This window comes from Burkholderia diffusa (genome assembly GCF_902499115.1).
Classification (GTDB): Bacteria; Pseudomonadota; Gammaproteobacteria; order Burkholderiales; family Burkholderiaceae; genus Burkholderia; species Burkholderia diffusa.
This window is the reverse complement of the sequence record NZ_CABVPN010000002.1, coordinates 82,354-102,771: the sequence shown is the minus strand read 5'-3', so window position 1 is coordinate 102,771 and position 20,418 is coordinate 82,354. Positions and strand designations below refer to the sequence as shown.

Below are 20,418 nucleotides of genomic sequence, written 5' to 3'. Positions count from 1 at the left end.
AGGAAAGCGGCGGCGGCCGCGCGATGCACTCGCCGTGCGCCGGTCGAAGCGACATGCTACCGCGCACGCCTAATTTCGCGACGCGCGCGACTATTTCCTGCGCGCCGGCGGGGCCTTCCGTGCGCGCGTTCCGGTTTCCGCGAACAGGCTGACCACGACCTCCCGCAACCAGCGGTTGCCTTCGTCCTGATTCACGCGCGCATGCCACAGCATGTGAATCGGCGCACCTGGCAGCGTGACCGGCAACGCGCGCCAGCCCAGCGAAAACGGCGCCGCGAGCTGCAGTGCAAGATGTTCCGGCACGGTCGCGATCAGGTCGGTGCGCTGCAGGATGTAGCCGACGCTCATGAAATGCGGCACCGTCAGCCGCACGCGGCGTTTCACGCGGCGCCGCTTCAGCCATTCGTCCACCTGCCCGTGACCGGTGCCCGCCGACACCACGACCAGATGCTCGGCGTCGCGCCACGCGTCGACCGTCAGCGGCGCGTCTTCGAGCGGATGCCCGCGCCGGAACAGGCACACGTAGCGCTGATCGAACAGCCGGCGCTGATAGAACCCGCCCTGAAGTTGCGGCAACAGCCCGATCGCGAGATCGACGCGGCCGTCGGCCATCTCGTCGCGAAGGTTGACGCTCGTGTTGCGCACCGTATTGAGCGCGATGCCCGGCGCTGCGCGCGACAGGTGTTCGAGCAGCGCGGGCAGAAACACGACTTCGCCGATATCGGTCATCCCGATCGTCATCGTACGCGACGCGCGCAGCGGATCGAACCCGGTCTCGGGGTTGAGCGCGGCATGCAGCGTCGACAGCGCGTGCGCAACCGGTTCGGCCAGGCGCAGCGCGAACGGCGTCGGGACCACGCCGCCCGGGCCGCGCACGAACAGCGGATCGCCGAGCCGGCGGCGCAGCTTCGCGAGCGCGTTGCTGACGCCCGGCTGGCTCATGTTCATCTGCTCGGCGACGCTCGACACGCGCCGTTCCTGCATCAGCCGCTGAAACAGCAGCAACAGATTGAGGTCGATCTCGCTCAGTTCCATGGTTCGGCGTGGCCTCCGGTCATTCCGTTCAGTGATGAAGCGGATTCCCGGCATTTTATTGTGGGATGACGAGACGCTGCTGAAAATACCGACACGGCGCAAGCATTCGACAGGCGCGCCGGGCAGGTCACGCGCGCCGCGCGCCTCGACCACGCATTACTTGAATATTGGAGACACGTTCATCATGCAGACGAAACTGAGGATCGCGATCGTCGGTGCCGGCATCGGCGGCCTGACGCTGGCGCTTGCATTGCGCGAACAGGGCATCGACGCGCAGCTGTACGAGCAGACCGACGTGCTGCGCGAGGTGGGGGCGGCCGTCGCGCTGTCGGCCAACGCGACGCGTTTCTATGAACGGATGGGATTGCGCCCGGCTTTCGACGCGGTGTGCGCGGAGATCCCGGGCCTCGTCTATCGCGACGGACGCAGCGGCGCGGTGATCGGCCATCATCGCGGGGAGCCCGACTATCGACGGCAATTCGGCGGCTCGTACTGGGGCGTGCACCGCGCGGACCTGCAGGCGATTCTGTCGAAGGCGGTCGGGGTCGAGCAGATTCATCTCGGCCATCGGCTCGTCGATCTCGCGCAGCATCCGGAACGCATCACGCTGACCTTCGCCAACGGCGAACGTGTCGACGCCGATCTCGTGATCGGTGCGGACGGCGCGCGTTCGATCACGCGGCGCTGGATGCTCGGCTACGACGACGTGCTGTATTCGGGTTGCTCGGGTTTTCGCGGCGTGGTGCCGGCCGAGCGGATGGACCTGCTGCCCGATCCCGAGACCATTCAGTTCTGGGTCGGGCCGCACGGTCATCTGCTGCACTATCCGATCGGCGACAACGGCGACCAGAACTTCCTGCTGGTCGAGCGTCATCCGTCGCCGTGGCCGTCGCGCGACTGGGTCATGCCGGCGGAGGAGGGCGAGCAACTGCGCCTGTTCGGGGACTGGCATCCGGCGGTGGTGCAGATGATCACCGCGGTGCCGATCAGCCAGCGCTGGGGGCTGTTCCACCGGCCGCCGCTCGGCCGCTGGAGCCGCGGGCGCGTGACGCTGATCGGCGATGCCGCGCATGCGCTGGTGCCGCATCACGGGCAGGGCGCGAATCAGTCGATCGAGGACGCGATGGTGCTGGCCGCGCAACTGGCGAAGGCGGGGCCGGGCAACTGGCGCGAGGCGCAGGAGGCTTACGAGCGGCTGCGGCGCGGCCGCACGCGCAAGGTGCAATACGCGTCGATTTCCGCGGCCGACGTGCTGCATCTGCCCGACGGGCTGGCCGCGCAGGCGCGCAATGCGCGGCTCGGCGCGCGCGACAGCGTGCTGCATCACCTGGACTGGATTCACGATTTCGACGCACTCGCCGACGAGCCGAGCGAGCGGCAAGGCGGGACGTGGCTTTGACCTGACAGGCGCGGCGCGAGCGGCGGCAGTGCGCCGGGCGACCGGTGCGGCGGTTACGCGGTCGTCCGTCGGGAATGCGGTCCGGCCGCGCAGCCGTCACGCGTAGTCGGCCACCAGTTCCGCATCGCGCTTGACCTGTTCGATGTCGCGAAACCGCGCGGCCGGATGCGCGTCCGGCAGCCGCGCCGACCCGCCGAACAGCTTCTCGCGCAGCGTGCCCGGCGCGTATTCGGTCGGATAGACACCGCGCCGCTGCAACTCCGGCACCAGGTAGCGCACGATGTCCTCGAAGGTTTCGTGCGCAACGGCATACGCGAGATTGAAGCCGTCGACGTCGGTCGCGGCGACCCATTCCTGCAGGATGTCGGCGACGGTCCGCGCGGAACCGACGAATACGGGCCCCATCCCGCCGATGCCGCCCCAAGCCGCCAGTTCCTCGATCGTCCATGCGGTATCGCCGCCGGCCAGATGCTCGACGGCCGACACGATCGCATTCGTCTCGACGCGCCGGACGGGATCGGTCGGCGCGTACTGGCCGAAATCGATGCCGGTCCAGCCGGACATGAACACGAGCGAGCCGTCGTACGAAACATAGCGGCGGTACTCGTCGAATTTCGCCTGTGCCTTCTCGTCGGTCTCGTCGACGATCACGGTGACGAGGTTGTAGATCAGCACGTCGTGCGGGTCGCGACCCGCGGCCGCGGCTTGCGCACGCACGTCGGCGACATAGCGCGCGAGTTGAGGGCGCGTCGGCGCGGCGACGAACACGCATTCGGCGTGTTGCGCGGCGAACGCCTTGCCGGGGCCGGACGCGCCGGCCTGGAACAGCACCGGCGTGCGCTGCGGCGACGGTTCGCACAGGTGATAACCGGGCACGTCGAAGAAGCGCCCCTTGTGGCCAATCTCGTGCACCTTCTCCGGATGCGTGAACACGCGGCCGTCGCGATCGCGCACGACCGCGCCGTCTTCCCAGCTGCCTTCGAACAGCTTGTACAGCACCTCGACGTATTCGGCCGCGACCGCATAGCGGTCGTCGTGCGTGCGCAGCCCGTTGTCGCCGACGTTCTTCGCGCCGCTTTCCAGATACGACGTGACGATATTCCACGCGAGCCGGCCCTTCGTGTGATGGTCGGCGGTCGACAGCCGGCGCGCGAACGTGTACGGATGCTCGAACGTCGTCGACGCGGTGATGCCGATGCCGAGATGCTCGGTCGCCATCGCGATCGGCGCGGCGAGCTGCAGCGGATCGTTGACCGGAATCTGCGCGGCCTGATGCAGCGCGTGATAGTTGCTGCCCTGGTAGACGTCGTAATAGCCGATCACGTCCGCGATGAAGATCGCGTCGAAGATCCCGCGCTCGAGCACGCGCGCGAGATCGGTCCAGTAGTCGAGATCCTTGTACTGCCACGAACGATCGCGCGGATGCGCCCACAGGCCGGGCGACTGATGGCCGACGCAATTCATCTCGAACGCGTTGAAGCGAATGGTCTTGCTCATCGTGCGGCTCCCGATTCCACGGCGGCACCTGCATCTGCACCTGCACCATTGCCGACGCGCCAGACGAACGGCGGCGTGCGTCCGTTGATGACCCAGTCGCCGACGATCCGCGCCTTGTAGACGAGCGGATTGTGCGACGACACCGTGCGCGCGTTGCGCCAGTGACGATCGAGCGCGGTCGTACTGCGCGTCGCGGAGGCGCCGAGCGCGTCGAACAGGCGTGTCGCCGCGCGCAGCACGAGTTCCGACACGACGAGCTGGCTTTGCGCGGATTCGATTTCGGCCGCGACGTTCGCGGCACGTTCAGCCTCATCGTCGCCACCGAAGCGTGCGACGTACGCCTGCTGCAGCGGCTGTGCGGCGCGCAGCGCGAGCGCATCGGCCGCATAGGCCCACGACGCGATTTCGCCGATCACCTGCTGAAGTTGCGCATCGTCGCCGGCGCGCGCTGCGTTGCCGTGGCTGTATACGCGCGAGCGGTTGCGCACGAGTTCGCCCGCGTCGCGCACGATCGCATGGCCGATGCCGGCCAGCGTGGCGACATGGAACAGCTGGTAGAACGCGGTCTGGTATTTGAAGCGGCGTGCGAAATCGATCACGTTGTCGGCGTCGACCGCCGCATTCTCGAAGCGTGTCGTGCCGCTGCCGGTCGTCGTCTGGCCGAAGCCGTCCCAGTCGTCGTCGCGGATCACGCCGGGCTGCGCGGTGGCGACCGCGACGATCACGTCGCTGCCGTCGTGCGCGCGCTGCGCGAATACGTCGATCCAGTCCGCGAACAAACTGCCGGTGCTGTAGAACTTGCGGCCGTTCAGCACGAACCGGCCGTTCTGCTCCGACACCTTGGTGATCGTCTGGCCAAGCGGAACGTCGCCGGCTTCCGACCATGCGTTGCCGACGAGCTGGCCGCTCGCGAAGCGGTCGAACCACGTCGTGCGCAGCGGCCCGGGCGGCGCGTTCAGCCAGTCCTCGACGAACGCGAAGTGCCCGCGCAACGCCTGCGACAGATTGGAATCGGCGGCGGCGAGTTCGGTCAGCAGCCGGAACAGCTGCGGCAGCGATGCGCCGGCACCGCCGTCGCGCACCGGCAGCCGTATCGCGCCGAAGCCGGCGGCCTTGAGCCAGCCGATCGCTTCGTGCGGCAGTTCGCGGCGGCGTTCGCGCTCGGCGGTGCCGGCGGCGATGCGCTCGAAGAGGGGGCGAAACCGGCTCGCGAGTGCGTCGTAGTCGGTGCCGGTGGAAAGATCGGTATCTGCGTGCGACGAAGTCATGCGGTGTTCCTCGAAGGGCGGGGCCGTTTGCATCGGGATGCCAGTATAGGAAGCACGCCGCGCGCATTCCAATAACGGATTCGCAGATCGTTATCGTCGCAGCGCATTACGCGGATCAACGACGGAAGGCGTCGACGCTCGGGCATCGATTGCGATGCCGAAGCGCGGAGGCGGACGTCGTTCTGTGCAATGTAGTTTGTTATCCGAAGGAATATCGATACGAGAATCGCTCGGTTTGCCGGCTTGCGTGACGCTGCTAGATTGAGTGCTTTCGTCATTCGACAGGAGAGCTCGATGTCAGATACGAGTGCGACGATTCAGGCGCGCCCGGCCGACGCAGGACCGCAGGTTGCCCGCGTAATCGCCGACGACGCGCAGGCGATCGCGGTCGCGCATGCACTTGCGCAGCGGCTGGCCGAAGGGGCAGCAGAACGCGATCGCGAGCGCCGGTTGCCGCGCGACGAGATCGAATGGTTCTCGCAGTCGGGGCTGTGGGCGATCACGGTGCCGAAGGCGTACGGCGGGGCGGGTGTATCGCACGTGACGCTCACCGAGGTGATCAAGATCGTTTCTGCGGCCGATCCGTCGCTCGGGCAGTTGCCGCAGAACCACTTCGGGCTGGTCGACGTGATCGCGCTGACCGGCACCGACGCGCAGAAGCGCCATTTCTTCGCCGAAATTCTCAGCGGCAAGCGTTTCGGCAACGCTTTCTCGGAGAAGGGCACGAAGCATGTGCTCGACCTGAAGACGCGCGTGCGGCGCGACGGCGACGACTATCTCGTCGACGGCACGAAGTTCTACTCGACCGGCGCACTGTTCGCGCACTACGTGCCGGTGCTCGGCCTCGACGATGCGCGGCAGGCGTGGCTCGGGTACGTCCCGCAGCCGACGCCCGGGCTGACCGTGATCGATGACTGGTCGGGCTTCGGACAGCGCACGACCGCAAGCGGCACGGTGGTGCTCGACAGCGTGCGCGTGCCGGCTTCGCATGTGCTGAACGCGCAGCGCGTATCGGACGAACCGACGCTCAACGGCCCGCTGTCGCAGATCATCCAGGCGGCGATCGATGCCGGCATCGCGAGGGCCGCGATCGCCGATACCGAGACGTTCGTGCGCACGCGCACGCGGCCCTGGGTCGACAGCGGCGTCGAGCGCGCGGTCGACGATCCGTTGATCGTCCGCGAGATCGGCCGTCTGCATATCCAGCTGCATGCTGCGGAAGCGCTGCTCGAACGCGCGGCGCGCACGCTCGACGAGATCGGCGCGCGCGGCACGGTGACCGACGACGATGTCGCGCGTGCGTCGGTCGCGGTCGGTGAGGCGAAGGTGCTCACGACCGAGATCGCGCTGCTCGCGGGCGAGAAGCTGTTCGAGCTGGCCGGCACGCAGTCGACGCTCGCCGAGCACAATCTCGACCGGCACTGGCGCAATGCGCGCACGCACACGCTGCACGATCCGGTGCGGTGGAAGTATCACCTCGTCGGCAACTACTACCTGAACGGGGTGCGGCCGGCGCGTCACGCGTGGAATTGAACCGACGCTTTCGCGAGCCGAAATGTCGCGCGCGCCAGCCATGCTGCGCAGCATGTGCCGTCTCCCGGGCGAACGTTCCGTCGCATCGCTGAGCCGCATGCCGCCCGGACTTTGTCCTGCGCGGCATGCGAGCCGTTCTTTCGTCCCGCTGCACTGAAAACGGTGCCGGCTCACCCGGCACGCCGATCGGCGCGGCCGCGCCCGCGCGGCGTTCGACCGTCTTCCGGAATCCCGCGACGCTGATCCGGCATCCGCCGATTATTATCCGAATGGTGATTCTGTATCGATTTAGTGTATCGATACAGAAGATGATATAGTGCGGCCAAACCACGCGAGCGATTTCTCCGGAAGATAGAGGGCCGTATCGCGAGGCTCCCCGAAACCGCTTTGCTCACCGGATTTCTCACGGACGATTTCCATGCGTTTACCCGGCTTTTCCGCGCTTGTCGCGCTTTTCCTCATTGCGACGGACCCCGCATCGGCGGCCGTGCAGGCCGCGGATCGCGTCGCCGCGGGCAAGGCGCTGGCCGTCGCGGCCGACTGCGTCGCGTGCCATACGGTGCAGGGAGGGCAGCCGTTCGCGGGCGGCCTCGCGATGCCGTTGCCGATGGGCGACATCTACTCGACCAACATCACGCCGGACAAGCAAACGGGGATCGGCAACTACTCGGAGCAGGAATTCGCGAACGTGCTGCGCAAGGGGCTTCGGCGCGACGGCGGCAACCTGTATCCGGCAATGCCGTATCCGTCGTACACGAAGTTCAGCGACGACGACATCGCGAACCTGTACGCGTATTTCATGCACGGCGTCGCGCCGGTGCACCAGCCGAACCGCCGGCCGGATTTCCCGTGGCCGCTGACCATGCGCTGGCCGCTGAAGATCTGGAACGCGCTGTATCTGCGCGAAGGCGCGTATGTGCCGAAGCACGGGCGGGACGCCGAGTGGAATCGCGGCGCCTACCTGGTGCAGGGCGCCGCGCACTGCGGCACCTGTCATACGCCGCGCGGCATCGGGATGCAGGAGCTGGCCTACGACGAAACCGGCGCCGGCTATCTCGGCGGCGCGCCGCTCGCGGGCTGGCAGGCGTTCAACATCACGCGCGACCGCGACGCGGGCATCGGCACGTGGACGACCGCGCAGATCGTCCAGTACCTGCGCACCGGCAACGTGCCGGGCAAGGCACAGGCGGCCGGCCCGATGGCGGAAGCGGTCGAACACAGCTTCAGCCGCATGAGCGACCGCGATCTGAATGCGATCGCCGCCTATTTGTCGACCGTGCCGGCGGCGAAGGGCGCCGATATCGCACCGCGTTCCGCGCAGGGGCGCAAGACCGACGACTACGTCGCGGTACGCGCCGCGGCCGCGATGGGAAGCCCGGCACCGGCCGGCGCGTCGCTCTACCTCGATCATTGCGCGAGCTGTCACGGGATGACGGGCGCCGGCACGGCGGACGGATTCTTCCCGTCGCTGTTCGCCAACAGCGCGGTCGGCACCGCCACGGCGTCGAACCTGCTGCAGGTGGTCATGCATGGCGCGAGCGTGAACAACGGCGCCGCGCACTATTTCATGCCGGCGTTCCAGACCGAACTCAAGGATGACGAAGTGGCGACCTTGGTGAACTACTTGAGCGACCGGTTCGGCAATGGCAAGACTCGCGTGAGCGCGGCGGATGTCGCGAAGATCCGCACGGCCCCCGCCCACTGACAGGAGATGCACGCGATGAAGGATTTCGACGTGACCGACGACGCGAACGCGCAGCGTCGCCGCTTCGTGAAGCTGTCGGCCGGCGCGGCGCTTGCCGCCGCACTGCCTGCCGGCATGCTGATCGCACGTGCAGCGGCTGCGCCAGAGGCCGTGCCGCTGCGGGATTTTGCCGGCGTGGCCGCCTACCTGACGCGCCGCTCGACGCTTCCGTCGCGCTATGTGCAATCCGTCTACGACGGTCTCGTCGCGCAGGACCGCGAATTTCCCGCGCGGCTGCGCGCGCTCGCCGTCGCGATCGACATGGGCACGCAGCCGCTCGACGCGCTCGTGCGCACGCTCGGCGTCGCGGCCCCCGAGTTGCGCACCGCCGCGCTGGCCATCATCGAGGCCTTCTACACGGGCAGCGTCGGCCATGGCGGGCAGGCGCGCATGGTCGGCTACGAAACCGCGCTGATGTTCGAGCCGACCGCCGACGTCACGGTCATTCCGACCTACATCCGCGCGCGCCCCGAGTACTGGACGGCGCGCCCGACCGCCGACGCCGGCTGACCGGCCTATCGAACGAGGATCGAAATCATGAGCACTACCTATGACGCGGACGTCATCGTAATCGGCGCGGGCATCCTGGGCGGCGCCGTTGCGCAGTCGCTGACGCAGGAACGCAAGTCCGTCATCGTGCTCGAGGCGGGGCCGGAGGTGAAGCGTGCCGAGCTCGTGCGCGCGTTCCGCGACTACGGCAACAAGTCGGACTACAACGGCCCGTATCCGGACCTGCCGTGGGCGCCGAAATCGTCCACGGGGCGCTATTCCGATCGCTACATCGACAGCGTCGGCCCGGTGCTGCAGAAGCCGTCGTTCCTGCGCCTCGTCGGCGGCACCACGTGGCACTGGGGAGGGGCGACGTGGCGCATGCTGCCGAACGATTTCCGGCTGCGCAGCCTCTACGGCCAGGGGCGCGACTGGCCGATCGGTTATGACGAACTCGAGCCGTGGTATCAGCTCGCCGAAGAGCAGATCGGCGTATCGGGCTCGGATACCGACGACCAGAGCGGCCAGGGCGGCGGGCCGTTCCCGCCGCGCTCGAAGCCGTATCCGATGCGGCAGCAACCGTGGTCGTACCTGACGCAGCAGGTCGCGGACAAGGTCGCGACGATCGGTCATCGTTTCGTCGACGAACCCAACGCGCGCGCGACGCGGCCCTACGAGGGTCGACCGACCTGCGCCGGCAACAACAACTGCGCGCCGATCTGCCCGATCGGTGCGCAATTTTCAGGCGATCGCCCGGTGCTGCGCGCCGTCGCGCAGGGCGCGCGGCTGCTGACGAACGCGGTCGTCTACAAGATCGAGCGCGGCGAGAATCGCAGGATCGCCGCGATCCATTACATGACGCCGGACGGCAAGAGCACGCGCCTGACCGCGCGGACCTTCGTGCTCGCGGCGCATGGCGTCGAGATTCCGAAGCTGCTGCTGATGTCGGGTGTCGCGAATTCGTCGGACCAGGTCGGCCGCAACATGATGGGACACACCGGCCGCGCGATCGCGATGCTCGCGCGCGAGCCGGTGTGGGCCGGGCGCGGCCCGACGCAGCAGGGCAGTATCAACACGCGGCGCGACGGCGCGTTTCGCCGCGAACACGGCGCGATCCGGCATTTCCTCGACAACACGGTGCCCAACGAGGTCGTCACGCGGCGGCTGATCGCGCAAGGTGTCGTCGGCGACGCGCTCGATACGCGGATCCGTCACGACGCGGCGCGCTATCTGAAGATCGCCAGCTACGTCGAGATCCTGCCCGACCCGCGCAACCGCGTGACGCTGAGCGATCGCAAGGATGCGCTCGGGCTGCCGACGCCGCGCACCGACTACGACGTGTACGACTACGCGTTGCGCGCGGCATCGCAAGTGCTCGACGACTACCGCGATTTCCAGCGGGTGTTCGGTGCGACCGAGATCGTGAACGACATCCATGCGTGGGTGCCGAGTTCGCACATCATGGGCACGACGATCATGGGCAGCGATCCGGCCGATTCGGTCGTCGACCGCGATTGCCGTACGCACGATCACCCGAACCTGTTCATCGCGAGCACGGCCGTGCATCCGAGTTCGTCGGTGGTCAATCCGACGCTGACCGGGTATGCGCTGGCGCTGCGGATGGCAAGGACGATCGCTGCGGAAGTCTGACTCAAGCAAGGCGGCCGGCGGCGCGCGCATACCGCCCGCCACGGCAGGGCCGCGCTCGGGCCCGCATCATTTCACGCATTCCAGTGCGTACTTCAACCCCTGACCGAGCAGCCCGCGCCACACTTCCCACGTGTGCCCGCCGTCGACGATGCGCAGTTCCGCCGGGTTTTGCGCGCGGCGCAGGTGCGTGTACAGCACGCTCGATTCGGCCTGGATCGTCAGGTCGTCGTCGCCCGCCGCGATGAACATCGGCACGCGCCAGTTGCGCGCGAAATAACCGCGCATCAGCGCCGGGTAGTTCAGCTCGTGCCACACGCGCGGGTCGAACTGCCGGTCGCCGAACACGCCGACATAACGTGCGGCGGAATTGAGCGGCGGCTCGTTCGCGTAGATCGCGGGGCTCAGCAGCATCGCGCCGCAGAACAGGCCCGGCTCGAGCAGCGAGAAGCGCAGCGCGCCGAAGCCGCCCATCGACACGCCGCCGATCGCGCGGCCCGCGCGCTGGTTCGACACCGCGAAGTGCGCTTCGACTTCAGGCAGCAGGTCGTTGAGGAACGCGCTCTGCATTTTCTCCTTGCGGTCGACGTACCAGTCGGTGCCGCCTTGCGGCATCACGATCACGACGGGCGGGATCTCGCGGCGCTCGATCAGCGTGTCGGCGGTGGCCTGCAGCCGGCCCTGCGTGATCCAGTCGTTTGCGTTGCCGGCGTTGCCGTGCAGCAGGTACAGCACCGGATAGCGCGCGCCTTCCGGGTTGTAGCCGGGCGGCAGGTAGACCGTGTAAGACCAGTCGCGCTTCAGCGACGCCGACCGGAACGCGCGCAGCACGACGCTGCTGCCCGGATTGACCGAGGGTTCCTGGGCGGCCGGCGCGATCGTTGCGGGCGGGACGGTCGCGGCCGCGGGCGCGGACGACGCCGGCGAAACCGCGGGCCCGCCCGGCGTGGCGTGGGCGGTGGCGATGGCACCGGCGATCAGGGCGGCGGCGAACGGAAGGGCGAGTCGGCGCATGGTGAACCGTTTCAGGAGAGGCGCCCGCTATCGTAGCAGCGGCGCGTGACGGCGCGGCGCATCATCACCGCGGACGGAACGGGAACGGCAGCCGCGACACGAGCGGCGCATAGAGCTTCGCGACGAGATACAGCAGGCCCATCGCGACGACGTCGGCGGTCAGGCCGAGCGGCACGTTCAGATAGCCTTCGGTCGCCTGGTACAGCAGCGAGTCGACCGCGAGCGAGATGCCGGTGCCGGCGACGAAGCACAGCAGCCCCTGGCGGCCGATCGTGCCGATCCACGGCATTGCATGCGCGACCTTCTTCATCCACCCGAGGTGCACGAGCTTGGCCGCGAGCCACGCGATCGCGAGGAAGTTCGCGAGCCGCAGCGCGCCGAGATTCTGCTTGATCGACGGGTCGGTCGGGAACGGCTCGATGCGCAGCCGGTAGTACGCGCCGGCCGCGACGATCGCGAGCGACACGGCCGTCAGCAGCCAGCCCTGCGGTTTCGGTGCGAGCGTCTGGTAGACGGGCTGGCAGCGTGCGATCACGCCGAGCACGAACAGGAACTGCCACGCGAACGGATTGAAGTCCCACGGCGCGCCTTCGACGGTCGGCAAGAAGCGCGCAATGTGCGGCGCCGCGTACCAGAGCGAGCCGCTGAACGCGAGCATCAACCACGGCTGCGTGCGCGCGAGCGGCAGCGCGAGCGGGACGAGCAGCGCGAAGAACGCATACATCGGCAGCACCGACGCGAGATACGGCTGGCGGCGGAACAGCAGGATGTCGCGCAGCGCGGCGAGCGGCTTGTGGAGCAGGCCGTCGAGATCGTTGGTCGGCATGTTCGGGCCGTCGATCGAGAATGCGTTCAGCACGGCGGTGATGAGCAGCATCAGGCCGGCCGTCACGAGGAAAGCACGGTAGATCTCGAAGGCACGGCGGATGAAACGCTGGCGCGCGGCAGCCTCGTCGTGGCGCTCGGCGAGCGAGTTGTACGCGATGGCGGTCGCGAAACCGCCGAGGAACACGAACACCTCGGCCGCATCGCACAGCGCGTACGCATGCAGCGTCACGCGCGACAGGATGCTGCCGCCGATGTGGTCGACGACGATCACCAGCAGCACGAGGCCGCGGAAGAAGTCGAGCTCGGCGTAGCGGCCGGCCCGGGCGGCGGCGGTCATCGGGCCGCCTCCCGGCGCGCGCCGCGTGCGCGGCCGGCACCCGCCGCGCATGAATCGGGGTGAAGCATGACTTCGTGAAGAAATGACGAACGGATGCGCATTGTGCCACCGATGTGACGCCGTCCGGGTTTACGCGGATGGTGGGCCGGCCAGCCGCTACCGACAAGCCTGGTCAGGCCATGACGAGGACAGGGCAGTTGGACGAGCGCAACGCTTTGCGTGCCGGCCCCACGCCCATATGGACGGGCGGTTTGCGACGTGACACCATTTTGTCCTCGCGGCCGCACACCGCGCAGTCCGCCCTGCGGGCCACCTCTATAAAACAGACCAAACAATCGCCGGGCGCATGGCCTGCCCGGCACCCGGCTCCGGAGATTCGTCATGAAGAAGCACGTCATTTTTGCCGCCGCGCTGGCCGCTTTTGCCGCGCCGGCCTTCGCGCAGGACAGCGTGACGCTGTACGGCCTGATCGACGAGGGCTTCAACTACACGAACAACGTGAACGTAGGCGGGGTCGGAAAAACGAATTACCAGCTCGCGAGCGGCTACGCGCAGGGCAGCCGCTGGGGCCTGAAGGGCAGCGAGGACCTGGGCGGCGGGCTGAAGGCGATCTTCACGCTGGAAAACGGCTTCGACGTGAACAACGGCCGGTTCAATCAGGGCGGCCGGATGTTCGGCCGCCAGGCGTTCGTCGGGCTGAGCGCGTCGCGCTTCGGCACGCTGACCTTCGGCCGCCAGTACGATTCAGTCGTCGACTATCTCGCGCCGCTGACCGCGAACGGCAACTGGGGCGGCACGCTGTTCTCGCACCCGTTCGACAACGACAACACGGACAACTCGTTCCGCGTCAACAACACGGTCAAGTATGCGAGCCCCGACTGGAACGGGCTGTCGTTCGGCGGCACCTACAGCTTCAGCAACAGCACGGGCTTCTCGACCAACCGACAGTACAGCATCGGCGCGCAGTATTCGCTGGCCGGGCTGCAGGTCGCGGCTGCCTACCTGCAGGCGAACAGCCCGGGCGTCGGCAACGCGGGCGCGATCGCGGCCGACGATGCGAACTTCGTCGCCGACCGCCTGCGCATCTTCGGCGGCGGCATCAACTACACGTTCGGCCCGGCGACGGTCGGCTTCGTCTATACGAAGACCGACGTGAAGAACCCGGTGTCGACCGTCTACCTGCCGGCGTCGACGTTCTCGGGCCTCGGGCTGACCGCGACCAAGTTCCAGAACTTCGAGATCAACGGCAAGTATCAGCTCACGTCCGATTTCTATCTCGGCGCGCAGTACGTGTACACGGACGGCAAGTTCGACGCCGCGGCCGGTTCGTTCAAGCCGAAGTACCACACCGTCGGGCTGATGGCCGACTACAGCCTGTCCAAGCGCACCGACGTCTACCTGCAGGGCGCATGGCAGAAGGTCGCCGGTGACAAGACCGGCACCGCCGCCGATGGCGGCTACGTGGTCGGGACGGACGGCCCGTCGTCGTCGGCGAACCAGTTCGCGGTGCGCGCCGCGATCCGCCACAAGTTCTGACGCTGATGTGCCGGCGCCCTGGGGCGGATCGCCCCGGTGCCGGCTTTCGTCATGTTGGCCGGTGCGCGTCGTCGAGCGTTTGCGCGAGCCAGTCGACGAAGATCCGCACGCGCGGCGCCAGATGCCGGCCGTTCGGAAACACGACCGACACCGGCAGCGGCGCGGCATGCCATTCCGGCAGCACCTCGACCAGCGAGCCGTCCTCGAACAGCGGCGCGAGCCCGTCGCGCGGCACCTGGATCAGACCCAGGCCTGCGATGCAGCACGCGAGATACGCCTGCGAGCTGTTTACCGCGACCACGCTGCGCATTTTCACCGTCTGCAGCGCGCCCGAATCCATGTCCGCATATTCCCAGTCCAGCTCACGGCCCGTGCGGCTCGAGAAATAGCCGACCGCGACATGGTCGGGCAAATCGTCCGGCGAGCGCGGCGTGCCGTATCGCGCGAGATACGCGGGCGACGCGCAGTTGATCTGCGCCATCTCGCCGACGCGGCGCGCGACCAGCGACGTGTCGGACAGCACGCCGACCCGCACCGCGCAGTCGATGCCGTCGGAGATGAGATCGACGAAGCGGTCGGTCGTGCTCAGCACGACGCGCAGGTCGGGATAGCGCGCGTGGAAATCCGGCAGCGCCGGAATCACCTTGTTCAGGGCGAAGCGTTCGGGCAGGTCGACGCGGATCACGCCGCGCGGCGCGGCGCCGGCGTCGTCGAACAGCGTCTCGGCATCGTCCAGATCGGCCAGCAGCCGCGTGCAGCGCTCGTAATAAGTGGCGCCCTCGGCGGTCAGCGCGACGCGCCGGGTGGTTCGCTGCAGCAGGCGCACCCGCAGGTGTTTTTCCAGATACTGGACGGCATTGCTGACCGTCGGGCGCGGCAATTGCAACTGCTCGGCCGCTTTCGTGAAGCTGCCGAGGTGGGCGACGCGCGCAAAGATGCGCATTGCATGCAGATGGTCCATGCGGAGCGGGAGCCTGGGCGAATTGGGACAGGCTCCATTGTTAATCAGCGTCGAATGATTTGGTTGGGCGTTTCGCGTTTATCGCGCGCCGCAATGCGTCCAGAATCCGGTTCATTCACTCACCACCGCAAGGAAACGGACATGGACAAGCGTCAACTGGGCCGCACGGGCCCGCAGGTGTCGCCGATCGGGCTCGGCTGCATGGGGATGTCGGATCTCTACGGGCCGGCGGATCGCGACGAAAGCATCGCGACGCTGCACGCGGCGCTCGACAGCGGGATCACGCTGCTCGATACGGGCGACTTCTACGGGATGGGCGACAACGAGATGCTGATCCGCGACGCGCTGCGCGGCCGCACGCGCGACCAGGTGCTGATCAGCGTGAAATTCGGCGCGCTGCGCGATCCGGCCGGCGCGTTCGTCGGCTACGACGCGCGGCCGCAGGCGATCCGCAATTTCGTCGCGTATTCGCTGAAGCGGCTCGGCACCGACCACATCGACATCTACCGGCCGGCGCGCGTCGATCCGGCGGTGCCGATCGAGGAGACGGTCGGCGCGATCGCCGATCTCGTGAAGGCCGGTCATGTGCGCCATATCGGCCTCTCGGAGGTGGGTGCCGACACGATCCGCCGTGCGGCGGCCGTCGCGCCGATCGCCGACCTGCAGATCGAGTACTCGCTGCTGTCGCGCGGGATCGAGGCGGACATCCTGCCCGTGTGTCGCGAACTCGGGATCGGCGTGACGGCCTACGGCGTGCTGTCGCGCGGGCTGCTCGGCGGCGGCTGGAGCGCGGCGCGGCAGGGTGAGCGCGACTTCCGCGCGGCCAGCCCGCGCTTTCAGGGCGAGAACCTCGCGCACAATCTCGCGCTGGTCGACGCACTGCGCGCGATTGCCGACGAAAAGGGCAGCAACCCGGCGCAGATCGCGATCGCGTGGGCGCTGTCGCGCGGCGACGACATCGTGCCGCTGGTCGGCGCGCGCAAGCGCACGCAACTCCAGGACGCGTTGCAAGCGTCAAAGTTGCAACTAACGGTCGATGATCTGGCTCGCATCGAAACGGCGGTTCCCGCCGGGGCGGCTGCCGGCGAGCGTTATCCAGCACCCCAGATGGCGCACCTCGACAGCGAGCATGGCCGGGGGTCGACGCACGCAGCCTGAACGGCGGGCATGGCGGGATGATGAGGCGACGAGGCCCGCCGGGTGGGCCCGAGCCAGCCTCAGGCAAAGCCAGATGGCCGGCGGCGTGACGGTGGTTCATCATCGGCGCCGTCTTCAACCGGACGGAACGCCCTCCATGCAAACCCATACGCTGACGATCATCGTGATGGTCTTTCTGCTGGCCGGCGCGGTCAAGGGCATGATCGGCCTCGGGCTGCCGACGATCGCGATGGGGCTGCTGACGCTGGCGATGCCGCCGTCGGCCGCCGCGAGCCTGCTGCTCGTGCCGTCGTTCATCACCAATGTGTGGCAGCTGTGGCTCGGCCCGTCGTTCGGGCCGTTGCTGAGACGTCTGTGGCCGCTGCTCGCCGGGCTGACGATCGGCACGCTGACGGGCGGGCTGCCCGCGCTCGCGGGCGGCAGTGCGTGGACCCACGCGGCGCTCGGCTTCGTGCTGGTCGCTTACGGCGGCTGGGGGCTCGCCGCCGCGCGATTGCCCGCGCCGGGCCGGCACGAAAAGTGGCTGTCGGCCGCGATCGGCTATCTGACGGGCGTCGTGACGGCCGCCACCGGCGTGTTCGTCGTGCCGGCCGTGCCGTACCTGCAGGCGCTGCGGCTGTCGAAGGATGACCTGATCCAGGCGCTCGGGCTCTCGTTTACCGCGTCGACGATCGCGCTCGGGCTGCAGTTGCGCGTGACGGGCGCGCTGCAGACGGTCGATCTCGGCGTATCGGCGCTGGCGCTCGTGCCGGCACTCGCGGGGATGATCGGCGGGCAATATGCGCGGCGCGTGATGAGCGAGAAGACTTTCAAGCGCTGCTTCTTTGTCGGGATGACCGCGCTCGGCGTCTGCATGGCCGCTTCGGCGTGGCAGTGAGCGGGCATCGCCGACACGCGCCATGCGCGCCGCGCGTGAATGCCCCGAAGCCGGTTTCGAGCGCCGGCTTCGAGGACGCTCACGGAGCGGCGGCCAGGCCGCTCAGGCCGGGTCGGCGTACTTCAGCGTCCACCCGAACGCGCGGGTGACGCCCGCACCGAGCGCGAACGGCGCGGTCTTGCACGCGAAGTTCGAATGCAGCTGGCCGATCGGCGTCGTCGACAGCGGGTTCGTCGCGCCGTTGACCGTGTCGAAGGCGGACAGCGCGCAGGTGTCGAACCCGGACGCCGCATAGCCGGTCGCGGCGCTGTTCGCGTACGTCACCGATGTGCCGCCGCCGTTTGCTTGCGTCGACGCGAAGTCCGCGAACGACGCGAAGTCCGTCTCGACCGACAGGTTACCGGCGAGCGTGCCCGAAGCAAGCGTGTCGCTGCGCGAGATCGTGCCGTGCGCGAACGTCAGCACGGTATGCACCTGGAGGTCGAGATCCGTCGTGTACGCCGCGTTCTTCGACGCGAGACGAAACTTCGCCGTGTCGAACGACACGACCACCTGGCCGTTGGCCTGCTGCACGTTGAGGTTCTTGTAGTACGTGACGGGCACGTAGGTCTTCCCGTTGTACGACACCTGCGGCACCAGCAGTGCATAGCCCAGATCGGTCGTCCCGTAGATCAGCTTGTCGGAGAACGGCACCGGGTAGTACGGCGTGAACGAGTTGTAGTCGGGCGCCTGGCTGAGATTCAGGTTGATGACGCGGCGGCCGTCGCGCACGGTGAGCAGCGCCGCGTCGTACGGATGCGCGGTATCGCCGGGCTGGTTGTACCGGGTGAGCGTGTAGCGCGGCAGCGCGTCGAGCCACGCATCGTAGGCCGCATCGTCCATCGGCGCCTTGCCGCCGAAGCCGAGCTTGTTCCACCACGCGTTCACGTAAAGATACTGGTGCAGCAGGCTGAAATTCTCGCCCATCACGCGCGGCTTGCCGCGATAGGCGTCCGTGCCGCGACCCTTGACCCACATGTTCACCGACGGCGTCGGCAGCGACGGGTCGTACCAGTACGTGTCGAAGCGACGCGCGGCCCGGTAGATGAACGCGTACGCAATCTGCTTTTCCTGATCGGTCAACACGCCCGCATTGGCCGCTGCCGTCAGGATCTCCATGAACGCGGAATCGCCGTACGGGCCGATCGAACGGCCGTAGTCGAAGCCCTGGCCGTCGGCGTTCAGCTGCGGCAGGATCAGGTCGACCGACTTGCGCAGATAGCCCTTCAGTTCCGGCGTGAGGTTCGCCTCGTTGCCCATCTCGAACGTGCGCTCGGTCACTTCGCCGATCAGCAGCGTGCTGTAGCGGTCGTAGCGCGCCTGGTCGTAATAGGTCGTGTGCGTGTTCGACGCTTCGTCGGAGAACCCGCCCGACGAATCCTTGCGGATGTGGTTCGTCAACGTGTAGAGCAGCGCATCGCGCGCGCCCATCGTCGCGACGGCCGGATCGGTCGCCGACGAGAACGACGGATTGCTCCAGCCGAGTTTTTGCCGCAGGCCGGCAATTCCGTAGGACACCGCATAGTAATTCTGCGCGGTGTTGAGCGACGCAATGTCGATCGGCGTGCCGGCGGCCGGGCAGGTGCTGGTCTTGCCGCTTGCATCGGGGCCGAACATGTCGCAGAAGGTGAGCCGTTGCTGCAGCGTCGCGAGCATCGCGTCGCTGAAGACCTCGTTGAGCATGCCGTGCGCCTTCAGGTTGTTCAGCGCGACGAGGTAGTAGTACTCGCCCCATGACGTATTTGCATACGCATAGTCGCTGCCCGACTGCGCCATCATCGCGGTCGTGATCGTCTGGTACGTCGCCAGATAGCTTGCGTATTGCGGGTCGCCCTTCGACTTCATGTCGATCAGGATGTACGACAGGCCGAGCGCGAGCTTGCCGGGAAGGAATTTGTCGCCGGTGTTCGTGTCGAGCACGTGAACCGGCGAACCGTCGCCGAGATCCATCACGACCTGCGTGAAGTCGGGCGACTTCCGGATCAGGTCGAACAGCGCGCGCATCTGGCCCATCATCGTGACCGGAATGCTCGTGCCCGCCGGCACGCTGGTGTCGGGGGCGCCGTAGACGAGCGCCTGCAACGAGTTCGGCGCGAGCGCCGGTGTCGACGGCGGGGGCGACGAGGGTGGCGAGGCGGTCACGTCGTTGCCGCCGCATGCGCTGACGAACAGGACGGAAAGGGCGCTGAGCGCGGCGCCGAGCGCGAATCTGCTGCGCATATGCATTGTGTCTCCGGGTTTTCGAATAGTGATGAAGGCTTGAATCGCAACTCGGGCAGGCAAGCGTTCTCCCTGCGCGGGCCACGAAGGCGTCGCGCTGAAGGCGAAGGAAAACGTTTTCCAAATTTAGGCATCGATTGCTTCGATGTCAATGCGCTTTCACGCCGGAGACGCCGGTGAAAACCCGGATGGCCGAAACGGCAGCTGTCGTGAAGATGGGGTGTTGATGCCGGAATTGCCGCGATTTATTATTATTTTCGCTGCAATGCAGCGTGACATATCGGCAGCGACGGAAGCGTTGGAAAGGTGCTCGGGCGGCGCGCTTCCGACGAGATGCAAGAGAAAACGTTACCCCTGAAAATCGAATCAAGCCGGATCTCGGCTGTCGATTCTGTCCGGCGGCGGCCCCGCGGCGATGCTAGAGCTGCGCTTCGATCGCCGCCTTGTCGATCACCGACCAGACCTGCCGGATCTTGCCGTCGTGAAATTCGTAGATGACGTTCTCGGCGAACGTGACGCGCGTGCCGTCGACGGCGAGCCCCATGAACGTCCCTTTCGGCGCACACGCGAAGCGAAGCCGGCACGCGATGCGCGGCGGTTCGCACACCAGCAGCCGGATCGCGAAATGGAGATCCGGAATGTCGCGGAAATCCTGCTCGAGCATCGCGCGGTAGCCGGCCAGGCCGAGCGGCCGGTCGTTGTGGATCACGTTGTCGGCGACGTACTGGCCGAGCGCCGGCCAGTCCTGGCGGTTCAGGCAGTCGATGTAGGCGCGGTAGTGCGTGGCGAGATCGGGTTTCGTCATGACGGGGTGCCTCCTCGTGTATCGCCCGGCT

The 20,418-nt window shown here is 67.4% G+C and carries 16 protein-coding genes; 8 read left to right on the top strand and 8 right to left on the bottom strand.

The window, feature by feature from the left end; all coding sequences use genetic code 11:
• Positions 1-90: 90 nt before the first annotated feature.
• Entirely contained in the window at positions 91-1,035 is a 945-nt protein-coding gene (locus tag BTE28158_RS02350; RefSeq protein ID WP_124904093.1) for a LysR family transcriptional regulator, read from the bottom strand.
• 184 nt (positions 1,036-1,219) lie between these two features.
• On the opposite strand from BTE28158_RS02350, the gene BTE28158_RS02345 reads away from it, so the two are divergent.
• The gene (locus BTE28158_RS02345; protein ID WP_151050062.1) at positions 1,220-2,434 is read left to right on the top strand and encodes an FAD-dependent monooxygenase; all 1,215 of its coding nucleotides are present in this window, start codon (positions 1,220-1,222) and stop codon (positions 2,432-2,434) included.
• A 96-nt stretch (positions 2,435-2,530) separates the two neighbouring features.
• Here BTE28158_RS02345 and BTE28158_RS02340 read toward each other — a convergent pair whose 3' ends face one another.
• Both BTE28158_RS02340 and BTE28158_RS02335 read right to left on the bottom strand, forming a co-directional pair.
• Entirely contained in the window at positions 2,531-3,931 is a 1,401-nt protein-coding gene (locus tag BTE28158_RS02340; protein WP_151050064.1) for an LLM class flavin-dependent oxidoreductase, read from the bottom strand.
• Positions 3,928-5,199 (bottom strand): acyl-CoA dehydrogenase family protein, encoded by a 1,272-nt coding sequence (locus tag BTE28158_RS02335; protein ID WP_151050065.1) that lies wholly within the window; start codon positions 5,197-5,199, stop codon positions 3,928-3,930. Before BTE28158_RS02335 ends, BTE28158_RS02340 begins: the two co-directional genes overlap by 4 nt.
• A 294-nt stretch (positions 5,200-5,493) precedes the next feature.
• On the opposite strand from BTE28158_RS02335, the gene BTE28158_RS02330 reads away from it, so the two are divergent.
• The 4 genes from BTE28158_RS02330 (at position 5,494) to BTE28158_RS02315 (ending at position 10,615) form a co-directional block, all read left to right on the top strand.
• Positions 5,494-6,732, top strand: coding sequence for an SfnB family sulfur acquisition oxidoreductase (locus BTE28158_RS02330; RefSeq protein WP_151050067.1), 1,239 nt, complete (start codon positions 5,494-5,496; stop codon positions 6,730-6,732).
• 418 nt (positions 6,733-7,150) lie between these two features.
• Positions 7,151-8,437, top strand: a complete 1,287-nt coding sequence (locus BTE28158_RS02325; RefSeq protein ID WP_151050069.1) for a cytochrome c — start codon at positions 7,151-7,153, stop codon at positions 8,435-8,437.
• A gap of 15 nt (positions 8,438-8,452) precedes the next feature.
• Positions 8,453-8,986: a sugar dehydrogenase complex small subunit gene (locus tag BTE28158_RS02320; protein ID WP_124904101.1), complete on the top strand. Its 534-nt coding sequence runs from the start codon at positions 8,453-8,455 to the stop codon at positions 8,984-8,986.
• 27 nt (positions 8,987-9,013) lie between these two features.
• Complete coding sequence (locus BTE28158_RS02315) at positions 9,014-10,615, top strand: GMC family oxidoreductase (RefSeq protein ID WP_151050071.1); 1,602 nt, start codon at positions 9,014-9,016, stop codon at positions 10,613-10,615.
• 66 nt (positions 10,616-10,681) lie between these two features.
• On the opposite strand, the gene BTE28158_RS02310 is transcribed toward BTE28158_RS02315, so the two are convergent.
• Positions 10,682-11,626: an alpha/beta hydrolase gene (locus BTE28158_RS02310; protein WP_151050073.1), complete on the bottom strand. Its 945-nt coding sequence runs from the start codon at positions 11,624-11,626 to the stop codon at positions 10,682-10,684.
• Positions 11,627-11,690: 64 nt separating this feature from the next.
• The gene (locus tag BTE28158_RS02305; protein WP_124623103.1) at positions 11,691-12,791 is read right to left on the bottom strand and encodes an OpgC domain-containing protein; all 1,101 of its coding nucleotides are present in this window, start codon (positions 12,789-12,791) and stop codon (positions 11,691-11,693) included.
• A gap of 381 nt (positions 12,792-13,172) precedes the next feature.
• Between BTE28158_RS02305 and BTE28158_RS02300 the strand changes: the two genes are divergently transcribed.
• Positions 13,173-14,327, top strand: a complete 1,155-nt coding sequence (locus tag BTE28158_RS02300) for a porin (protein ID WP_124904105.1) — start codon at positions 13,173-13,175, stop codon at positions 14,325-14,327.
• 49 nt (positions 14,328-14,376) lie between these two features.
• Here the strand turns inward: BTE28158_RS02300 and BTE28158_RS02295 are convergent, their stop codons facing one another.
• Entirely contained in the window at positions 14,377-15,288 is a 912-nt protein-coding gene (locus BTE28158_RS02295) for a LysR family transcriptional regulator (protein WP_151051809.1), read from the bottom strand.
• Between the two features lie 141 nt (positions 15,289-15,429).
• Between BTE28158_RS02295 and BTE28158_RS02290 the strand changes: the two genes are divergently transcribed.
• Together BTE28158_RS02290 and BTE28158_RS02285 are read left to right on the top strand one after the other, a co-directional pair.
• The gene (locus tag BTE28158_RS02290; RefSeq protein WP_151051807.1) at positions 15,430-16,446 is read left to right on the top strand and encodes an aldo/keto reductase; all 1,017 of its coding nucleotides are present in this window, start codon (positions 15,430-15,432) and stop codon (positions 16,444-16,446) included.
• 136 nt (positions 16,447-16,582) lie between these two features.
• A complete protein-coding gene (locus BTE28158_RS02285; protein ID WP_151051805.1) occupies positions 16,583-17,323 on the top strand; it encodes a sulfite exporter TauE/SafE family protein in 741 nt (246 codons plus the stop codon).
• Positions 17,324-17,425: 102 nt separating this feature from the next.
• On the opposite strand, the gene BTE28158_RS02280 is transcribed toward BTE28158_RS02285, so the two are convergent.
• Together BTE28158_RS02280 and BTE28158_RS02275 are read right to left on the bottom strand one after the other, a co-directional pair.
• The gene (locus BTE28158_RS02280; protein ID WP_151051803.1) at positions 17,426-19,588 is read right to left on the bottom strand and encodes a hypothetical protein; all 2,163 of its coding nucleotides are present in this window, start codon (positions 19,586-19,588) and stop codon (positions 17,426-17,428) included.
• Between the two features lie 412 nt (positions 19,589-20,000).
• Positions 20,001-20,387, bottom strand: coding sequence for an ester cyclase (locus BTE28158_RS02275; protein ID WP_124623093.1), 387 nt, complete (start codon positions 20,385-20,387; stop codon positions 20,001-20,003).
• Between the last annotated feature and the right edge of the window lie 31 nt (positions 20,388-20,418).